At 36.8% G+C, this 17,529-nt stretch carries 14 protein-coding genes and 2 pseudogenes; 7 read left to right on the forward strand and 9 right to left on the reverse strand.

The window, feature by feature from the left end:
* Positions 1–28: 28 nt before the first annotated feature.
* From AC4MBN_RS03275 to AC4MBN_RS03295, 5 genes are all read right to left on the reverse strand, one after another.
* On the reverse strand, positions 29–1,198 hold the full coding sequence (locus AC4MBN_RS03275; RefSeq protein ID WP_491880649.1) for a tyrosine-type recombinase/integrase: 1,170 nt from the start codon (positions 1,196–1,198) through the stop codon (positions 29–31).
* A 497-nt stretch (positions 1,199–1,695) separates the two neighbouring features.
* The gene (locus AC4MBN_RS03280; protein ID WP_491880650.1) at positions 1,696–2,304 is read right to left on the reverse strand and encodes an HAD family hydrolase; all 609 of its coding nucleotides are present in this window, start codon (positions 2,302–2,304) and stop codon (positions 1,696–1,698) included.
* Positions 2,305–2,429: 125 nt separating this feature from the next.
* Positions 2,430–3,176 (reverse strand): hypothetical protein, encoded by a 747-nt coding sequence (locus AC4MBN_RS03285; RefSeq protein ID WP_180131593.1) that lies wholly within the window; start codon positions 3,174–3,176, stop codon positions 2,430–2,432.
* An 18-nt stretch (positions 3,177–3,194) separates the two neighbouring features.
* Positions 3,195–3,542 carry a hypothetical protein gene (locus AC4MBN_RS03290; RefSeq protein WP_491880651.1) on the reverse strand — a complete coding sequence of 116 codons (348 nt, stop codon included), beginning with the start codon at positions 3,540–3,542 and terminating at the stop codon, positions 3,195–3,197.
* Between the two features lie 661 nt (positions 3,543–4,203).
* The gene (locus AC4MBN_RS03295; RefSeq protein WP_491880652.1) at positions 4,204–4,947 is read right to left on the reverse strand and encodes a hypothetical protein; all 744 of its coding nucleotides are present in this window, start codon (positions 4,945–4,947) and stop codon (positions 4,204–4,206) included.
* Between the two features lie 628 nt (positions 4,948–5,575).
* On the opposite strand from AC4MBN_RS03295, the gene AC4MBN_RS03300 reads away from it, so the two are divergent.
* Positions 5,576–6,499, forward strand: a complete 924-nt coding sequence (locus AC4MBN_RS03300) for a MobA/MobL family protein (protein WP_004730533.1) — start codon at positions 5,576–5,578, stop codon at positions 6,497–6,499.
* Positions 6,500–6,541: 42 nt separating this feature from the next.
* Here the strand turns inward: AC4MBN_RS03300 and AC4MBN_RS03305 are convergent.
* A pseudogene (locus tag AC4MBN_RS03305) lies at positions 6,542–6,828 on the reverse strand (IS3 family transposase); the annotation flags it as partial.
* 329 nt (positions 6,829–7,157) lie between these two features.
* Here AC4MBN_RS03305 and AC4MBN_RS03310 point away from each other — a divergent pair.
* The 6 genes from AC4MBN_RS03310 (at position 7,158) to AC4MBN_RS03335 (ending at position 15,374) form a co-directional block, all read left to right on the forward strand.
* Positions 7,158–8,726: a type I restriction-modification system subunit M gene (locus AC4MBN_RS03310; protein ID WP_491880653.1), complete on the forward strand. Its 1,569-nt coding sequence runs from the start codon at positions 7,158–7,160 to the stop codon at positions 8,724–8,726.
* Positions 8,726–9,913, forward strand: coding sequence for a restriction endonuclease subunit S (locus AC4MBN_RS03315; RefSeq protein WP_491880654.1), 1,188 nt, complete (start codon positions 8,726–8,728; stop codon positions 9,911–9,913). Before AC4MBN_RS03310 ends, AC4MBN_RS03315 begins: the two co-directional genes overlap by 1 nt.
* Before the next feature lie 44 nt (positions 9,914–9,957).
* Positions 9,958–11,070, forward strand: coding sequence for a hypothetical protein (locus AC4MBN_RS03320; protein WP_491880655.1), 1,113 nt, complete (start codon positions 9,958–9,960; stop codon positions 11,068–11,070).
* Between the two features lie 11 nt (positions 11,071–11,081).
* Positions 11,082–11,933, forward strand: a complete 852-nt coding sequence (locus AC4MBN_RS03325) for a hypothetical protein (protein WP_491880656.1) — start codon at positions 11,082–11,084, stop codon at positions 11,931–11,933.
* A gap of 18 nt (positions 11,934–11,951) precedes the next feature.
* Positions 11,952–12,317, forward strand: coding sequence for a hypothetical protein (locus tag AC4MBN_RS03330; protein WP_104498412.1), 366 nt, complete (start codon positions 11,952–11,954; stop codon positions 12,315–12,317).
* A 180-nt stretch (positions 12,318–12,497) separates the two neighbouring features.
* Positions 12,498–15,374 (forward strand): type I restriction endonuclease subunit R, encoded by a 2,877-nt coding sequence (locus AC4MBN_RS03335; protein WP_491880657.1) that lies wholly within the window; start codon positions 12,498–12,500, stop codon positions 15,372–15,374.
* Positions 15,375–15,415: 41 nt separating this feature from the next.
* Here AC4MBN_RS03335 and AC4MBN_RS03340 read toward each other — a convergent pair.
* From AC4MBN_RS03340 to AC4MBN_RS03350, 3 genes and pseudogenes are all read right to left on the reverse strand, one after another.
* Positions 15,416–15,532: pseudogene (locus tag AC4MBN_RS03340) on the reverse strand (IS5/IS1182 family transposase); the annotation flags it as partial.
* A gap of 130 nt (positions 15,533–15,662) precedes the next feature.
* A complete protein-coding gene (locus tag AC4MBN_RS03345; protein WP_491880658.1) occupies positions 15,663–16,166 on the reverse strand; it encodes a hypothetical protein in 504 nt (167 codons plus the stop codon).
* 262 nt (positions 16,167–16,428) lie between these two features.
* Positions 16,429–17,343 (reverse strand): IS5 family transposase, encoded by a 915-nt coding sequence (locus AC4MBN_RS03350; RefSeq protein WP_491880659.1) that lies wholly within the window; start codon positions 17,341–17,343, stop codon positions 16,429–16,431.
* Positions 17,344–17,529: the final 186 nt, after the last annotated feature.

Consider the following 17,529-nt stretch of genomic DNA (forward strand, 5'->3'; position numbering starts at 1 on the left):
TTATTCCAAGAGCTTTTGATTTCAAAGTTTAGGCTGTACGTGCTACGCTAAGTTTCGCAATTTCTTGCTTATTTTTATCCCCGTGCAACCATTTTGTATAGCGTTTGATCAGCATTTGTAGGCTATGTCCAAGTTGATCGGCTACAAACATTGGATTGACGCCATCCATGAGCAACATCGTCGCATAAGTATGCCTTGCATTGTATGCAGGGCGGTGACGTATAGAACACGCTTTCATCGCTTCTACAAGACGCTCTCTAGGTGGTTTTTCATTAAAGAAGGGTTCCTTAGTCTTAGGACATAGCATCACATAGTCTGTTTGGTAGCCTTGATCCTTTTTAAATTGAAGCAAAGCTTTCAAAGCCAGAGTTGATCGTTCATTCAGATATACTTCTCGAGACGTATGTGTTTTTGTCACCTTTTTTTCTAAACCACGTACACGGCTTTTGCTGACCTTGAATGTACCGTTGAACCAGTCAATATCACTTTCTCTAAGAGCAATCATTTCGGAAGGTCTACAGCCTGTCCAGAAGGCAAACTCAAAATACCACCGATAAAATTTGTCCTCATCATGTAAGCTTTTGTCGAGCCAAGCTAGTAAGGCTTCCATCTCCTTACGTGTGAAGGGGTCAGGTGTTTCCACCTGAACCTTACGATTCTTAATTTTATTCATAGGGTTTACAGAAATCTGATTATGCTTAACAGCCAACTCGAAAACTCCACGTAAAGGCGTGGCGCAATTATTAAATGTTTTCGCTGTTTGAAAATCACGATCGATAATGACTTCCTCAATATCTTCAGTCGTGATATTGGCTATTGGTGTTAATGCAAAATAAGGCATCCAATGACATTCTAAAATTTTGCGATAGCCATTTTTTGAATCTTTATTGGCAATCGAAAACTTTAAAAATTTTTGTGCAACTTCTTGAAATAAGACTTGCTGACCATCCATTGATTCAGTTTCTGTAACATCAAGGCCTTTTGCTTGTGCTATATCATTCTCAGTTAAAATCCCCCATTTGGCTTTATTTATGAGGTCACTTCTAATTTTAGCGGCTGTACGGATACCTTCCGCAGTCGGCGGGTGTGGGAGTGTAATGTAGTAGCGCTGCTTTTTAGAGGTGAAGTTGATTTCGAGTGCATTCTCCCTAATTCTAACGCCGGTTGGTAACGTTTTTGAGTTTGTTCTGTCAACCATTGGTTATAACCTCTAAGTGAGTAGTAAATATTTCCATCTTGTTTTGTCCAAACTAAATCTTGTGGCCAATTTTTTCGCCGATGTGTAAGTTTTTGTTCTTCAATGCCTGTAAGCTTTGAGAACACTGAAGCATCTACCCAATCGATAGCTGTAAGCCCTAGTTCTAAAAGAACATCTAAAATTTCGTTTTGCATAAAATTACTTAGCCAATTGAGCTGATCTAAAAATTATTCACGGCTAGGCATAAATTTCCCTAGTCATAAATCGTCATGTGGAAAACTTAGCACATGACATTTTTTAAAAACTCGTTTCGTTTAAAACTTCAAAAAAATGGTTATTCAAAAAAATTATGAAATAAAAAAATCATATTTATGCTTACTGAATTAATGATTTAATCCCATTTGTTAGGTACAAAATTTGGTACTTAAATCCTCAATATCATGAGTTAAGTACCAGATTTGGTATCTTAAAAATCAGCTCGAAAAAAGATTTATAATTTATTTTTTTAACAAGGGTTGGAGCACATCTAAAAGACTCTCACCATTTTTACGATCAATTATTTTTGCAGACATGCCTAATTTTTGCGGCCCATCCACATCAGCAATTTGAGTATCACCAATGAACAGAACTTCATTGGGGTGGCATTGCAATTGATTTAAAAAGTATTGGTATATCATCGAATCAGGCTTATAGGTGCCTACCTTGAAACTCCATGCATAGGCATCTAAAAGCGGAAGTATGCTTTGTGCTCTTTCACCATAAGGTGTCGCTGCATTGGAGCAGATCGCCAATTTGTATCCTAGATTTTTAAGTTCAATGAGCGTTGGAATTGAATCTTCAAAAGCATGCATATGCTTTAAATCATTTTGAAGATCGTTGTTCATTTCAGCTAACAAGGGAGCGGGTAGTTGATAACCGAAATAAGAAGCGATTGTCTCAAAATTGCCATCTAGCGACATGATCATCGCAGCATCATTTGGTTGTGGTTTTCGCCCTTGTTGTTTAAGCCATTTCATCATTTTTTTATAAGGTGATTGACTATTTTTAATTTCAATTAGCGTTCCAAAAACATCAAAGGCTACTGCTTTATAAGGTCGTTTACTCACTATTCTTATCTCATTAAAAGTTTAAGCATATGGTCTAGCGTTTTATATCAACTCTTTTATTCATCAAAATTTAAGTCAGAATCATTTAAAGAGGATGGCGAACTGAACTTTCCTGCTTTATTTGATTAACTTAAATTCAAACCTATCTGTTCAGGTGAATGCCAAAGCATTTTTAAGTGTCCTAGTTGGTCTCTGAGATGAGCGGCTTTACGGATGATATATTTTTTTTGTTTCAGCCATTCATCCAGGCGCGCATCGTCATAATGGATGTCTATCTTCAGTTGTAAAAGCTGGTTATATAAGCCACGCTTTTCAGATGACATGGCTTCTAGAATAGATGGTGGAGCCATGGGCTCTAATGGATGTAGCAACCCACCTTCAGCCTGACAAGACTTGGTCTTTGCTTGTTGAGAAGAAGCAGACACTCCGCTAACGGTTAGCCCTTTTTTCATTAACTTTGATAATGGCAGAGTTGGAGATTCAGCCTGATTGTGATCTTCAGTTTCAGCATTTGCAGGTTCAGTAGATTCTTTCAATAGCTCGCTGATTTTTCGGTAATTAATGCTATAAAAGTTGGTTTGAATCCATTTATTTTGAGATAGTTTTTTGACAACCAAAATGCCCACTTTCTTTAGCTTGGAAACTATACGTTTGATCGTGGAGGGACTGTATGTACCTAAGGTCTTAGCCCATTGCTCATAGCTGTGATAAAAGTACTTTCGTTGCTGTATTACTTGAGCTTCACCACTTTGCAGGCAGTAATGAAGCTTTTGAAGGAAGATCGCTGATGGCACTCCATACGCTTGGGCAAGCGTAGGAGATGCAATAAGAGGATAGTCGCCTTGGACTAACAGCTTTGTTTTTTTAGTCATGAGAATACTCACTTAAGGCTAGTAAGTGGTATTAGAGGATTTTGGGCGTGGACGTTGCTGAGTTCGGCGTAGCCAATCTTCAGGATACTCCTGACTATAAGAATCGCAATGCTGACCAGACCAATACTCCTGATTGTACTCATTTTGGAATTCATAGCTGGGAGTAGCAGTTTGAAACGGTTGCTCAGTTTCAACATGGAGTGGAATGTCTTTAGGAGTGTTTATTTCTACTTGGTCTAAAGTCTGGACAATATCCAACAAAGCTTGACGCTGTTTGTGAGATAGATGTTTTGCGCTTTCAATAAGAAGTTGTTTGGCAAGTTTTTTTGGCGTGCAAGGGGGTGCACCATTGAATTTGTGATTCATAGCAGTAATCCTAGATAGGTTTTGATGACCTACCACCTTCTCACTTTCCACTTGAGATGGTGGCGGTATAACAGGGGTGGAAATACTGAATCTAGGATCAGCCAGCCGAAGCTGCCCTGTCAAACCGCCATAACGACTGCTTAACAGTAGACAAAAAAATAGCCGCAGGCGCGACAATTTATTGCCCCTAGATAGTAACAACAGGTTTTCCACTCCTGAACACAGATTTTGCTGTGTTGAATTTAGGTTATCCCGCTATGCTAAATAGGTCAAGGCCTTGAAATAAAATTTTTTAAAAAGATGAAAAGTAGAGTGATAGCTAACATGTGCTAAATATATTAAATTATTTTATTTCTTATTTTATTTATAAAGAAGAACAGATCAATTTGACCTAATGGAGCGGATCTGTTTGAGATGATCGTAAGTTTCAGTATGGTCTTAACTGCAACTTAAGGCACTTTGTGAGTTTCCAGTTATAGAAATATTTTTATAAGAAGCAGATGTACTTAGTCCTATTCTTAATTTTTGATCAATCGAACATTTGAGTGTGAGTTAAATAGAGAACAGTATTCGGCTCATTGGGTGAGCCGAATAAGATTGAATTGAAGTGTGTTATCAGAAGGTAATGCCAAAATGTTGAGAGCTATTCATTGGTTTAACTCTAATCAATATCTTTTTTAAGTGATGGATTTCTAGGATCTGATGAAATCGCTTTCAGTGTTTCATCAAGTTTTGAAAAGTTAGGAAGATGCTTGTTTTTTTCAAAATCAAAAATGTCGCGTAGAGTTGGATGGTGCTCAATCTTAGATTTATATATGAAATAAACATACATCATATCTATTAGGGTATCTATTATGGGACGACCGTACACAGCAAAAAATGCTTCATATATCTTACTGAAAGATGCACCAAAGAAAAATATTACACTATTTCTCTTTTTCCTTTGTTTTAATTTTTCAGCTAGAAGCTGTTTTTCATATTCAGAAAGAGTATTTTTAGAAATACATTGTTTTATTTTTTCATTATTATTAATGCGATAACTATTCAGTAATTCTTGCAGATTAAAGTATTCATGATGATTAAAATCTAAATACTCTTTTTCTTTTTGTAGAATAATTTTTTCAATATCTGTTAAATTTTTAGATGGAATGGTTTTTATATGTTTTAATGTTTGATAGTTTTTGCTTCTTTGATTTTCTTTATATTGGCATGCATTGATTAGGGTTTTATTAATTTCTGAAAATTTTTTTAAATCTATTTTTGTTAAATCTGTATTCTCGAGAATGTTAATTAAATTTATTTCACATGGATATTTAGGCGTGATAAATAATTCTTCTTTTTGTGTATAAAGAAAATTATATAAATCACTTTTTGTGATAATTTTTTTAGGTCTACCTGCTGCCATTTTAAGGCTCCTTGTATTACGTTAGAGGAAAGCTCTATCTTTAACAGGAATCCAAAATGCATGATGAGTTTCATGCAAAATCTCAAAAAAATAGCTATCCTGCTCTCCACTTAGTTACCCGATTAATAAAGCTGGCGCTTTTAAGAATTTTTTGGGCTGCGCACAAAAAATTCTTATCTCGTCTCCGTGTCTTTTTATTCCATCATTTGCATTGCAAATGTTGTACTAAAAAGACACTACTACTCGCCCTGTGGGACCAAAAGCCCAATTAATATAATTTTAAGATTTTGATATATATGTATATATTTTAAGGGGATGCTTTCTGTATGTACGTTACACTATAAAGGGTAAAGCGTTACACTATAATTTATGGTGCGTTACACTATAAAAAATGTGCGTTACACGATAGAAATAGGCGTTACACTATAAAAATCATCTAGAGGTTCGATTTCTGATTATTGAAGATCACTTTTTGATCTTCAGATCTTGATTAAGATCATATCGCTACTGAATCAATCATGAAAAACCTATTTAGAAATATAACCACTTTCCTGAACTTTTTCTTTTAAATTAAATTATTAGAATATTTAAAAATATATTAACTCTTTGATAAGAGAGTTAATAAAAAATGTTTTATTTTGATTTAAGACATAATCGTAAACAGAGTTCTAAAAGTTCATTTAATGGCTTTTGTTATATTACTCGAACTAAGCATTTTAAGTTAAACAAGATTGAGTTAAATGAAGAAGTTGAATTTGTTTGCTCAGGTAATATGCCTAAGTGGGCAGAATATAAGCCGGATAGATTTTGGGTTGCTGCTGATAAATATGAAAAAAATAATAGTCGTACATCCAGTCATATTACTATTGCTTTACCTAAGCAATTAAATTCTGAACAGCGAATAGAATTATCAAAGAGTTTAATAAATGCTTTTTGTGAGGAATTTAAATTTCCATATAGCTGTGCTATTCATAATCACAAAGGGGTTTTAGATGGTGAGAATGATCAACCTCATTTACATTTACAATATTCTGAACGAACAACCCTTGATGATTTTGAACGACCACCCGAGCTGTTTTTTAGGCAATACCGGCCTAAAAATCCTGAACGTGGCGGAGCACAGAAGATTACTGCTGATGTGTTGGGTTTGGGACGACATCAAATTAGACACATGCGGCAACTCACCGAAAAACTAATCAATGAGTCTTTAGAACTATATGCACCGATGAAGACAGTTCGTATATACGATATTGAACTTCAAGTGCCTAACCGAGTTTCCTGTCTGTCTAATGAAGATTACAATGCCAAATTTGGAACGAAACTTAAAGATACGCCTCAAATCCCACATTGGAAGCTTTATAGTTCAGATCCGATTGATCAGTTGGATATAAAGCCCTTAATTGAAAAAGTGAAGACCATCCGACAAGAAAATTTATATGAATTATATAAAGACGAATACGAATTGGAACTCCAGCGTATGCATACGATGAAAGCTGAAATCAACAAAGTAAAAGTAAAAAATCATGATGCAGATTGTGGTATGTCTATGTGACTTTACAATTAATTATTTGGCCTAACTGTCAAGTACGATCAGTTGAATATTCAATCCTTTGAGCAGATATGGATATTTACGGTGAGCTTGATTGGCCTTACTTAGATTTGGTTTACGATATAACGCATTAATGCCCATTTTCTTCATTAAAGTACGTGTATAACGTCGTCCTATATGATGTCCTTGACGGTTCAATAAATCGCGCATCATACGGCTACCTACAAAAGGGTATTGCATATGTAATTGATCCATACAGCGCATCAGCTTCAGATCTGATGCACTCACAGGTTTTGGGGGATAGTAATACAACCACGGGAGACTTTCAGCAGCAGCTTTAAAATCTTTGAATGATTTCTTCTTGGTCTACGTGCCATAAAATACTGCTTATACCGATGCTTATAACATCATTCGAGGAGCAAAATATCACTTATAGTTGTTGTTCAAATTTCCTGATCCACCTCTGTTTTTCTGTAGTGAAGATTACTGGAGTAGGCTGCTATATAGTTTAGATTATGTCTCTATCTAGCGCCTGAATTGACAGATTACATCGCTTGACCACGACAATTCATGTCCTTGTCCACCTTTTTACTGCTGCATAATTTAGAATTTTAGGTAAAATCACTTGATTAATGATTTACTTATTTGGAATTCTATAACAATGACCCAGGTGCAACTGCAACAGCTACAAAAACAACTCTGGAATATTGCCAATACTTTGCGCGGCACCATGGGCGCCGATGAATTCCGTGATTACATTCTGGGTTTTATTTTCTTTAAATATTTATCAGAAAAATCGGTGAACTTTGCCAATGAATTGCTCGATGGTGAGGAGGTCAGCTTTTTAGAATTAGATGAAAATAATGCTGAGCATGTGCCGTACATCGAAGAAATTAAAAAGAATGCCATTGCCGAAGTGGGTTATGCGCTTACACCCAAACAGCTATTCCATACCTTAGCCGAGCGTGGTCGTCAGGGCGAATTCATTTTGGATGATTTAACTGCGACCTTAAAATCAATTGAACAAAGCACGTTAGGCACCGACTCTGCCGATGACTTTGCCAACCTGTTTGAAGACTTAGATCTAAACTCGACCAAGCTTGGCAATAATGCCAGCGACCGTAATGCACTGGTGGCGAAAGTCCTGAGTCATTTAGATGATATTGATTTTGATATTAGTAATACCGAAGCCGATGTACTGGGCGATGCCTACGAATACCTGATTGGCGAATTTGCCTCAGGCGCGGGCAAAAAAGCGGGGGAATTCTATACCCCGCAAACGGTATCGACTTTACTGGCAAAGATTGTCACCCAAGGCAAAGACCGTTTACGTTCAGTCTATGACCCGACTTGCGGTTCAGGTTCGTTATTGCTTCGGGTAAAACGTGAAGTGAAAGATGTCGACATGATTTACGGTCAGGAGATGAACCGTACCACCTACAACTTGGCACGCATGAACATGATTCTGCATGATGTGCATTTTGCCAAGTTCGACATCAAGCAGGAAAATACTTTAACCCGTCCGCAACATTTAGATAAAAAGTTTGATGCGGTGGTAGCGAATCCTCCATTTTCTGCAAAATGGTCTGCCGATCCGTTATTTTTACAAGATGAACGCTTTGCCGCGTATGGCAAACTGGCGCCAAGTTCTAAAGCTGATATGGCTTTTGTACAGCATATGCTGTATCAACTGGATGACAATGGCACGATGGCGGTGGTGTTACCGCATGGCGTCTTGTTCCGTGGTTCCAGTGAGGGCGTGATTCGTCAGTATTTGATTGAACAGTTGAACGTGGTGGATGCAATTATTGGTCTGCCTGCCAATATTTTCTATGGTACCTCGATTCCGACCTGTATTTTGGTGTTGAAGAAAAATCGTGAGCAGAGCGGTAATATTCTGTTTATTGATGCCAGCAATGATTTTGAAAAGCAGAAGAACCAAAACAAGTTATTGCCTGAGCATTTGGATAAGATTGTTGCGGCATTTGAACAGCGTGAAAATATTGAAAAATATGCGCATGTGGCGACTTTGCAAGAAGTGAAAGATAACGATTACAACCTGAATATTCCGCGTTATGTGGATACTTTTGAAGCGGAAGCCGAGATTGATTTAGATGCGATTGCAAAACAGCTTCAAGCTTTGGAACAAGACAGTCAAAAGACCGATGCCATCATTGCAGATTTCTGCAAAGAGCTAGGCATTGTTTCACCTTTTGCGGAGGTGAAGTAATGGCTACGCCAAAGTTAAGATTTAAAGAGTTTGATGGGGATTGGTCTGAATCAAAATTAAAAGATTGTATAGATTCAATTGATTCAGGTTGGAGTCCTCAATGCGAAAGTTATCCTGCTGATGAGAATGAGTGGGCTGTTTTAAAAACCACATCAGTAGATTGGGATGGCTTTAAGGCTAATTTTAATAAAAAACTTCCATCTAATTTAGAAGCTAGATTTGAGATTGAGGTAAAGCCTAACGATATTTTGGTTACTCGAGCTGGCCCAACTGAACGTGTAGGTGTAGTGGCAGTCGTTCCACATAATGTACGCTCGAAATTAATGATTTCCGATAAGTTAATTAGATTGAAAGCAAATAATGAGAATAATCCTGAATTTTTAGGAATTAGCCTGTCATCTGTAAAATGTCAAAATCAGCTTCAATCTAAAACTTCAGGATTAGCAAAATCGCAGACAAATATTTCTCAGAAAATTTTATGTGATGTAAGTTTGATGACTCCTGCAAAAGCAGAACAAACCAAAATCGCTTCTTTTCTATCGAACGTGGATGAAAAGATCAGTCAACTCACGCAAAAACATGAGCTGTTGAGCCAATATAAACAAGGCATGATGCAAAAGCTGTTTAGCCAGCAGCTTCGTTTTAAAGCGGATGATGGTAGTGAGTTTGGGGAGTGGGTAAATTCATATATTGGTAATGAGTGCAAAATTACTACTGGAAACAAAGACACACAAAATAAAGTAGATGATGGGTTGTATCCATTTTTTGTGCGATCTCAAACTGTTGAAAAAATTAATTCATACAGTATGGATTGTGAAGCAATTTTGACTTCTGGTGATGGTGTTGGCGTTGGGAAAAACTATCATTACATCAATGGTAAATTTGATTTTCATCAACGTGTATATTGTCTATACGAGTTTTCTGAAAGGCTTGTAGGTAGGTATCTATATATTTATTTTTCTAATTATTTTTATGATCGAGTGAAGAGATTATCGGCAAAAAATTCTGTAGATTCTGTTCGTATGGATATGATTTCAAAAATGGAAATTAAATTACCTTGCTTAGAGGAACAAACTAAAATCGCCAATTTCTTATCTGCCATTGATCAAAAAATTGAAGTCGTGGCACAACAAATTGAACAAGCGAAAACTTGGAAAAAAGGCTTGTTGCAGCAGATGTTTGTGTGAATTTTAAGCTTTAGAGTTTTTTAATTTTTTTGTATGGGTGTGGAATGTTGGACTGGCAAAAGTGGAAATATGAAAATAGAGACAAGATTAAGCATATTGTTGGGTATGAAGAAAAATTTGTAGATGAAATTTTAAGTCAAATGCCAGAAATCTCCCCCGATGATGTTATCGCTCAGTATCCATTTAAAGATAATAAATCTGGTAATCGGTATATTGATTTCATGATCGTTAATAAAAGCAAAGGCTATCAATTGCCAATTGAGTTGGACGGTTACGCAAAAATCAATAATAAGGGGTATGAAAAGTTTAACGACTTTCTCGAGCGTCAGAATGATTTAATTCAACAATTTGGAATTGTCTTACGCTATACCAATAAAAAAGCATTTCAACAACAGCAACAAGTGATCCTTGAGATTCGTAAAGCATTACAAGCTCAAGTGAGCCATCAAATTACTGAACAATCTAAACAAAAACAGATTCAAGTGCTGATCGCTGAATATGAAGCTAAAATAGCCAATTATGAAAAACAGCAAACTACAAATAATTCACTAAATCATTCAGATGTTTCAAATGAGCTAAGCAATGTCAGAAAAGGTATAGATGCATTTAAACAAAATCATTTACAAGAACTACAAAATGTACAAAAAGAACTTTCAGAGATGAAAGGAAGGCAAACACAAGAGCTTGGCTCAGTTAAAAATGAAATCAAAAAACAGATTTATATCGGAGTAGGTCTTGTTGCCTCTATTGCGCTAGGCGCAGTGTTATATATAAAATCAACCTCACAATCTGCTGAAAATATACCCATAACACAGCAAGTTTCATCTAGTTATCTTTCATCAGATGTTCAGGCAGATCAAAATTCAACTTCAAGTACTAATCATATTCAATCTATTCAAGCTAGTATGTATATTGGTCAAAATCGAATAGTATGCGGTAAGGTAGCCCAATTAAAAGAGTTCTCAAAAGGGGTGTATTTGAACTTTGATCAACCTTATCCAAAAGCAACATTTACAGTAGTCATTTGGAATAATAACTCTCACATCAGCAAACAACTGCGAAATGTAGAAAATAATACACTCTGTGTAAAAGGGATGATCGAGAATTACAAAGGCAAACCTCAGATGATTCTAGGCTCATTGGATCAAATCGTGTAAAGAGATATTTAATGATTGCTTTCATAATTTTTTTTGCTGGCTTAGTTGCTATCGGGATTGTTTTAAGTATTTGTAATTTCTTTTCAGAAACCTATCAGAAGGTGAAAGAAAAAGAGCGATACGATCTTGAACAAAAGAAAAAACAAGATGAGTTTGCGCTAGAAGCACAGAGGAAGAAGGCTGAACAAGAATTAGAGTTTAGAAAGCAAGCAGGTCTTGATCCTATATACCAAGAACAGACTCGCAAGAATAAACAATATAAGGCTGTAATTGTTAGCTTGATTGGTTTGATAATTTTTATTGGTGGCTATATTTTATTTTCAAACAATGAATCTCCAGTTGCTAGAGAAGATCACATACTTCTTAACGCAGAAGAAATAGCAGATGCCACACGACAATTGCCAGTGGACAGTCAACAAAATCAAGACTTGCCAGAAAGATTTACGCCATCGAATGTGCATGAGCAACAAATAGAAACTGATACAGCATCAACTACTAAACCAATTGATCAACCTAAAATTGAAGAGCCAAGACAGGCTGTTTTAAATCCATTTGAAGGCAATATAGACGATACAAATTTATCGACATCTGGTCAAATTTCAGTATATGAAGCAGATGCACATATTGGAGAAAGTACGACTGTGTGTGGTGAAGTGAGTCAAATTTCACAAACATCAAAAGCAACGTATATAAATTTTGGAGGTATATATCCAAAACATAAATTCAGTGCAGTAATTTGGTCAAACAACATCATGCCGACATCAGAGGGTAGCAATATTTGTATCACTGGCTTAATCGAAAGCTATAAAGGTGTTCCTCAAATTGTGATTCGCTCTGTTGAAAATCAGATTTCAAGCTATTAAATACTTAAGGTGTTCCCTATGCTAAAAAAAATATTAATTACTTCTTTGTTGTCTATGGCGAGCTTAAATGCTTTTTCGCAGGAAATTAAAATTGAGGCAATTAAAGCTCCATTCCATGTTGGTAAGACCGTGATGGCATGTGGGCAGTTAGCTGAGATTAAGCATTTAGAAAATCGGCATTATTTAAATCTTGATCGAATGTATCCGAATCAAACGTTGACGCTTTTAGTTTGGGACAATAACTACAAATGGTTTGAAGAGCGCTTCGGTCGTATTGATGGCATGGTAGGTAAGCGTTTCTGTGCTCGAGGAACAATTGAAGAATATAAAAACAATTTGCAAATGAAGGTGAATAATCCTCAGTTTTTGAGATTAATGCACTGATTCTTTAAAAGTTTTCTATGTGGTATTCCTCTTATCAAGTCTTTAAATGAGATTAATGAAAAATATGCGTTGCACAGATTTTGTTTAAATAGAGTCTAAAATTTGATAAATAGCTAAAACTATGCTTAGTTATTGTATTGGTTAAGTTGTTGTTAAATATTGATTTAAAGTGATGGTGAAATGACAGTACAAAGCGAATATCAACTTGAAAATGAACTGATTAGCCAGCTCAAGCAATTGGGATATGCTGCGGTGACCATCAAGGACGAAAGCCAACTACTGTCTAACCTAAAAAACCAAGTCGAACGTGCCAATGGACTTGCGCCACTGTCAGAAACGGAATGGAAACAGGTCATCAGTTTTTTGAACACGGGCACCGTGTTTGAACGCGCCAAGAATCTGCGTGATCTGTTCCCAGTCAAATTTGATGATGGGACCAGTAAACACCTTTTTTTCCTGTCTGATGATCCTAGCAAAAATATTTATCAGGTCACCAATCAAATCACCATCGATCACCGCGACTATAATGGCCGTACCAGCCGTTTTGATGTGACCTTACTGGTCAATGGTTTGCCTTTGGTACAGATCGAGCTGAAAAAACGCGGCATGGAAATTGCCGAAGCTTTCAATCAAACCCAACGTTATATTCGTGAAGCCTATTGGGCAGGGCAAGGGCTGTTTGGTTTTATTCAGCTGTTTGTCATTAGTAATGGTGCCAATACCCGTTATTACTCCAACGGCACCACAGGCATTGAGTTTGCCTTTCCCTGGGCCGATGTCAGCAACAAACACATCAATGAAATTGTCGACTTTGCCGAAGCTTTTTTAAATCAGCAGCATCTAACCCAAATGCTGACCCAGTACATGGTGCTGCTAGAAACCACCAAAAGCCTGATGGTACTGCGTCCCTATCAGATTTATGCAGTACAGAAAATTGTGCAGCATGTGCAAAACTCCGATCAGAACGGCTATATTTGGCACACTACAGGTTCAGGCAAAACCCTGACCTCATTTAAAGCCAGTCAGATCATCATGCAAATGCCTGATGTGGAAAAAGTCCTGTTTGTGGTGGATCGTAACGACCTCGACACACAAACCTCACGCGAATTTAATGCTTTTAAAGCCGACAGCGTCGACAGCACCGATAACACATCGACCTTGGTAAAACAGCTCGATCAACGTCATGACAAACTGATTGTGACCACCATCCAAAAGCTCAATCGGGCCATCAGCACTGAACGTTATTTAGAATCGATTGATTATCTTAAAAATAAAAAAGTGATCTTTATTTTTGATGAATGTCATCGCAGTCAATTTGGTGAGACTCATCAGAACATCAAAAAATTCTTCAGCAATGCACAGATGTTTGGTTTTACCGGTACGCCTATTTTTGAAAAGAACAGCCAAAGCAAAGCAGGTTTAAAACTCACCACAGATTACCTGTTTAATGAGTGTTTGCATAAATACGTGATTGTCGATGCCATCCGTGATCGTAACGTCTTGCAGTTCCAGATTGATTATCGTGGCAAATACACCGCCAAAGGCATGGCGACGAATGAAAGTTATGAGGAAGATGTAGAAGGCATCGATACCAAAGAACTGTATGACAACCCGCAACGCCTAGAAATGATTGCCCGCTACATTGTCAATATCCACGATACCAAAACCCGTAATCGTGAATTTACCGCAATGTTCTGTGTCAGTTCGGTCGAAACACTGACCCAATATTACGACCTCTTTGAAAAGGTGCAGGCTGAAAAGCAAATTGAAGATGAAGCACAAGGTCGGATATTTAAACCGTTGACCATTGCCACTATCTTTTCTTATGCGGCAAATGAGGCTGTACCGACTGATGACTTAAATGGCTTAATTCATGAAGAAGCCGCAGATATTCCAACTCAGGTCAATTCATCCAGTCGGGATAAGCTGGATCGCTACATTGCGAATTACAATCGACAGTTTAAAACCAACTACAATTCTGGTGATCAATTTTATGCGTACTACCGCGACATTGCACAGCGCGTAAAAAACAGACAGATTGATATTCTAATCGTGGTCAATATGTTCCTCACGGGCTTTGACTCTAAGCCGTTAAATACCTTGTATGTCGATAAAAACCTAAAATATCATGGCTTGATTCAAGCATTCTCTCGTACCAATCGTGTCTACAATGATAAAAAACCATTTGGCAATATCATCTGTTTCCGCAATCTGAAACGCGCCACAGATGAAGCGCTGGCGCTATTTTCCAATAAAGAAACGACCAAAATTGTACTTGTTCCTAGCTATGCGGAAATTGAACAGGATTATCAAGCAGCGGTGAGCAAACTGTTTGCCTTAACGCCCAATTACCAATCAGTCGATGATCTTGTTACTGAAGAACAGCAATTGGAATTTATTAAAGCTTTCCGTGAAGTGATGCGCTACAACGCGCAATTACAAACTTTTATTGAATATGACCAGGATCAAACCGCATTAGATAAACAGCACTTTGCCAACTTTGCTTCCAAGTATGCTGACCTATGCCGTGCCGTTAGAAAGACCACCAAGAAAGAAAAAGTATCGGTGCTGGATGATGTCGATTTTCAACTGGATTTACTGCATAGTGATCGCATTAATGTTGGTTATATCATCAACCTGCTACAGCTTGTTGTTGATACAGACTCAGAGGACAAACGTCAGAAGTACCAAGCGCAAATTTATGACTTAATCAGTAGCGATATTAGCTTGCACGATAAGCAAGGCCTGATTCAAAAATTCATTGAAGAAAACATGCCGAAGATGATCAACGGCCAAAGCGTACAGGATGCCTTTGCACAATTTTGGGATATAGAAAAAGAACAGGCTTACCAGCAGCTTTGTGAACAGGAAAATCTAAAGCCTGAAGTGATGAAAGATGTGCTGGAACATTATGAGTTCACTCAGCGGCTGCCACGTAAGGAAGAGTTGAAGGACTTACCGAACTATAAAGTAAAACTTTTTGAACGGGATAATGTCTTCACTAACTTGCTGGTCAAGACACGGCAGTTGATTGAGAAGTTTTATGTGGGATTTTAATTGAGGTAAGGCTTTGTTGCACAAACCTAGCTTAGAAGGGGCGCATACCATTGCGTAGCAGGATCAAACCAAATGGCAATATTTCCGCGACTCATGAGTGCTCGGTTATATGCGGGCCAATTGGTTGTGCGGTAGATTTTGTGTGTAGGCTTCTTCATTTGAAAATTATATCGCTGAAAAAGCCTTTACAGATAGGTTTGTGCAACAAAGCCATTTTATTTTGGAAGAAGTGTAAATTTAATATCTACACTTCTTTTAATATTATGTATATAGAATGCTAAAATAAGATTATTCTTTGATTCTATTTAGATACTGCAAATTAAAAGGTTTTGAAAAAAAAGTATATATTAAAAATATTAATCCATATACAATAAATAAAAATATTAATGCCAAACTTTTCATTATCACTTCTCCCGAAGTTATATTAAAAATACTCAGCATAATATTACTGTAAATAAAATTAAAAATTGGATAACCTATCAAAAATATAACAAATAATTTTACTGTAATTTTACTCTTTCCATATATGCGAAACAATAATAAAAAAATAATCATAATTAAGACTGGAATCATAACCATGACTAAAAAACTATTTGCAGATGGCAAACTGTTTAGATGACTATAGTTTTCTCTCAAAGAGGAACTATAATCAACGTAAGCACCTGCCGCACTGCCAAAAGCCAAAAAACACTGAAATATTAAGTAAATCAAGAACCACTTAAAAGCGGAACTTTTGTTATATAACTCATGATTTATCTTTTCTTCATCAGATAAGTATTTCCAATTTGCCATAAATTCCCCTCATTGCATATTTTCACTGAAAAACATAAAGATTTAAAGATTTTTTACTTTTCAATATGTTACTACAAACTAGCCTTAGTTCAATTTGTTTTATCAGCATTTAATAGAAAGTATCATCCTAGCTATAAAATGTGTATTTTTAAAGCTAAATATTAGACCTCTTGCGAAAGTAAAAACTACCTCAATATAGATTTCATGAAAGGCTTTGTTGCATAAAGGTTTGAAAGGCTGAGTTCCCTTAAGCTACTCAAATTTAAGAGACAACTTGGGTATGAGGGCGACCTAATTCTGTGAATTTATTCAAGACTGCCATGCGTGCATGGATCTCATTCACCTGACTTGGAAAACTCCGCGCTGTTAATTTATCGCCTAATAATTTGATGCAATGCATCTTGGTTTCAACCAAACTTCGACGGTGATAACCAGACCACTTTTTCCAAAGCGATCTGCCTAGCCGTTTGACTGTCTTTAATAATTCGTTCTGCTGATCCTTCCAAGGCTTTGCATTCTTTCTAGGTGGAATGATCGCATGTGCATCTCGATCTAAAATGACTTGTCGGCAGTGCTTTGTGTCATAAGCACCATCTGTATAAACAGAATCAATTGGTTCATCCAAGGGAATTTGAGCAAGTAAATCTTCGAGTACTTGAGAATCACTGACATTATTTGTGGTGAGTTGTACTGCACGTATTTGCAGGGTTTTAGCATCTATAGCAATGTGAAGCTTACGCCATTGGCGACGATATTCAGCCCCATGTTTCTTGCGTTTCCATTCGCCCTCACCTAGAAACTTCATGCCTGTAGAGTCTACAAGTAGATGCAGCCCCTCGCTACTTTTTTGGTAGCTGATTGCAATATCAATATGCTTTTGTCTTCTACAAAGCGTACTGTAATCTGGTGCGGTCCAATTTAATCCGCAAAGTTCAATCAGACTTTGCACAAAGCCAGTGACCATACGTAAAGATAGACGGAATAAGGATTTAATCATTAAGCAGCATTGGATAGCTGCGTCGGAGTAGGTTTGATTTCGCCCTTGTTTGCCTTTTGATGGAGCATACCATTGCGTAGCAGGATCAAACCAAATGGCAATATTTCCGCGACTCATGAGTACTCGGTTATATGCGGGCCAATTGGTTGTGCGGTAGATTTTATGTGTAGGCTTCTTCATTTGAAAATTATATCGCTGAAAAAGCCTTTACAGATAGGTTTGTGCAACAAAGCCCTTTTAAACTCAATTATTTTTAGGGGGGATTACCTTTGCATTTATATAAACCTTAAAAATTATTTACTAACAAAAGATCTCTTGCTTTGGTCAAAATTTAATCAGTGATAAGCGTTGATTTTTTAAATAAAT

The organism is Acinetobacter sp. CAU_H_60 (assembly GCF_058599385.1).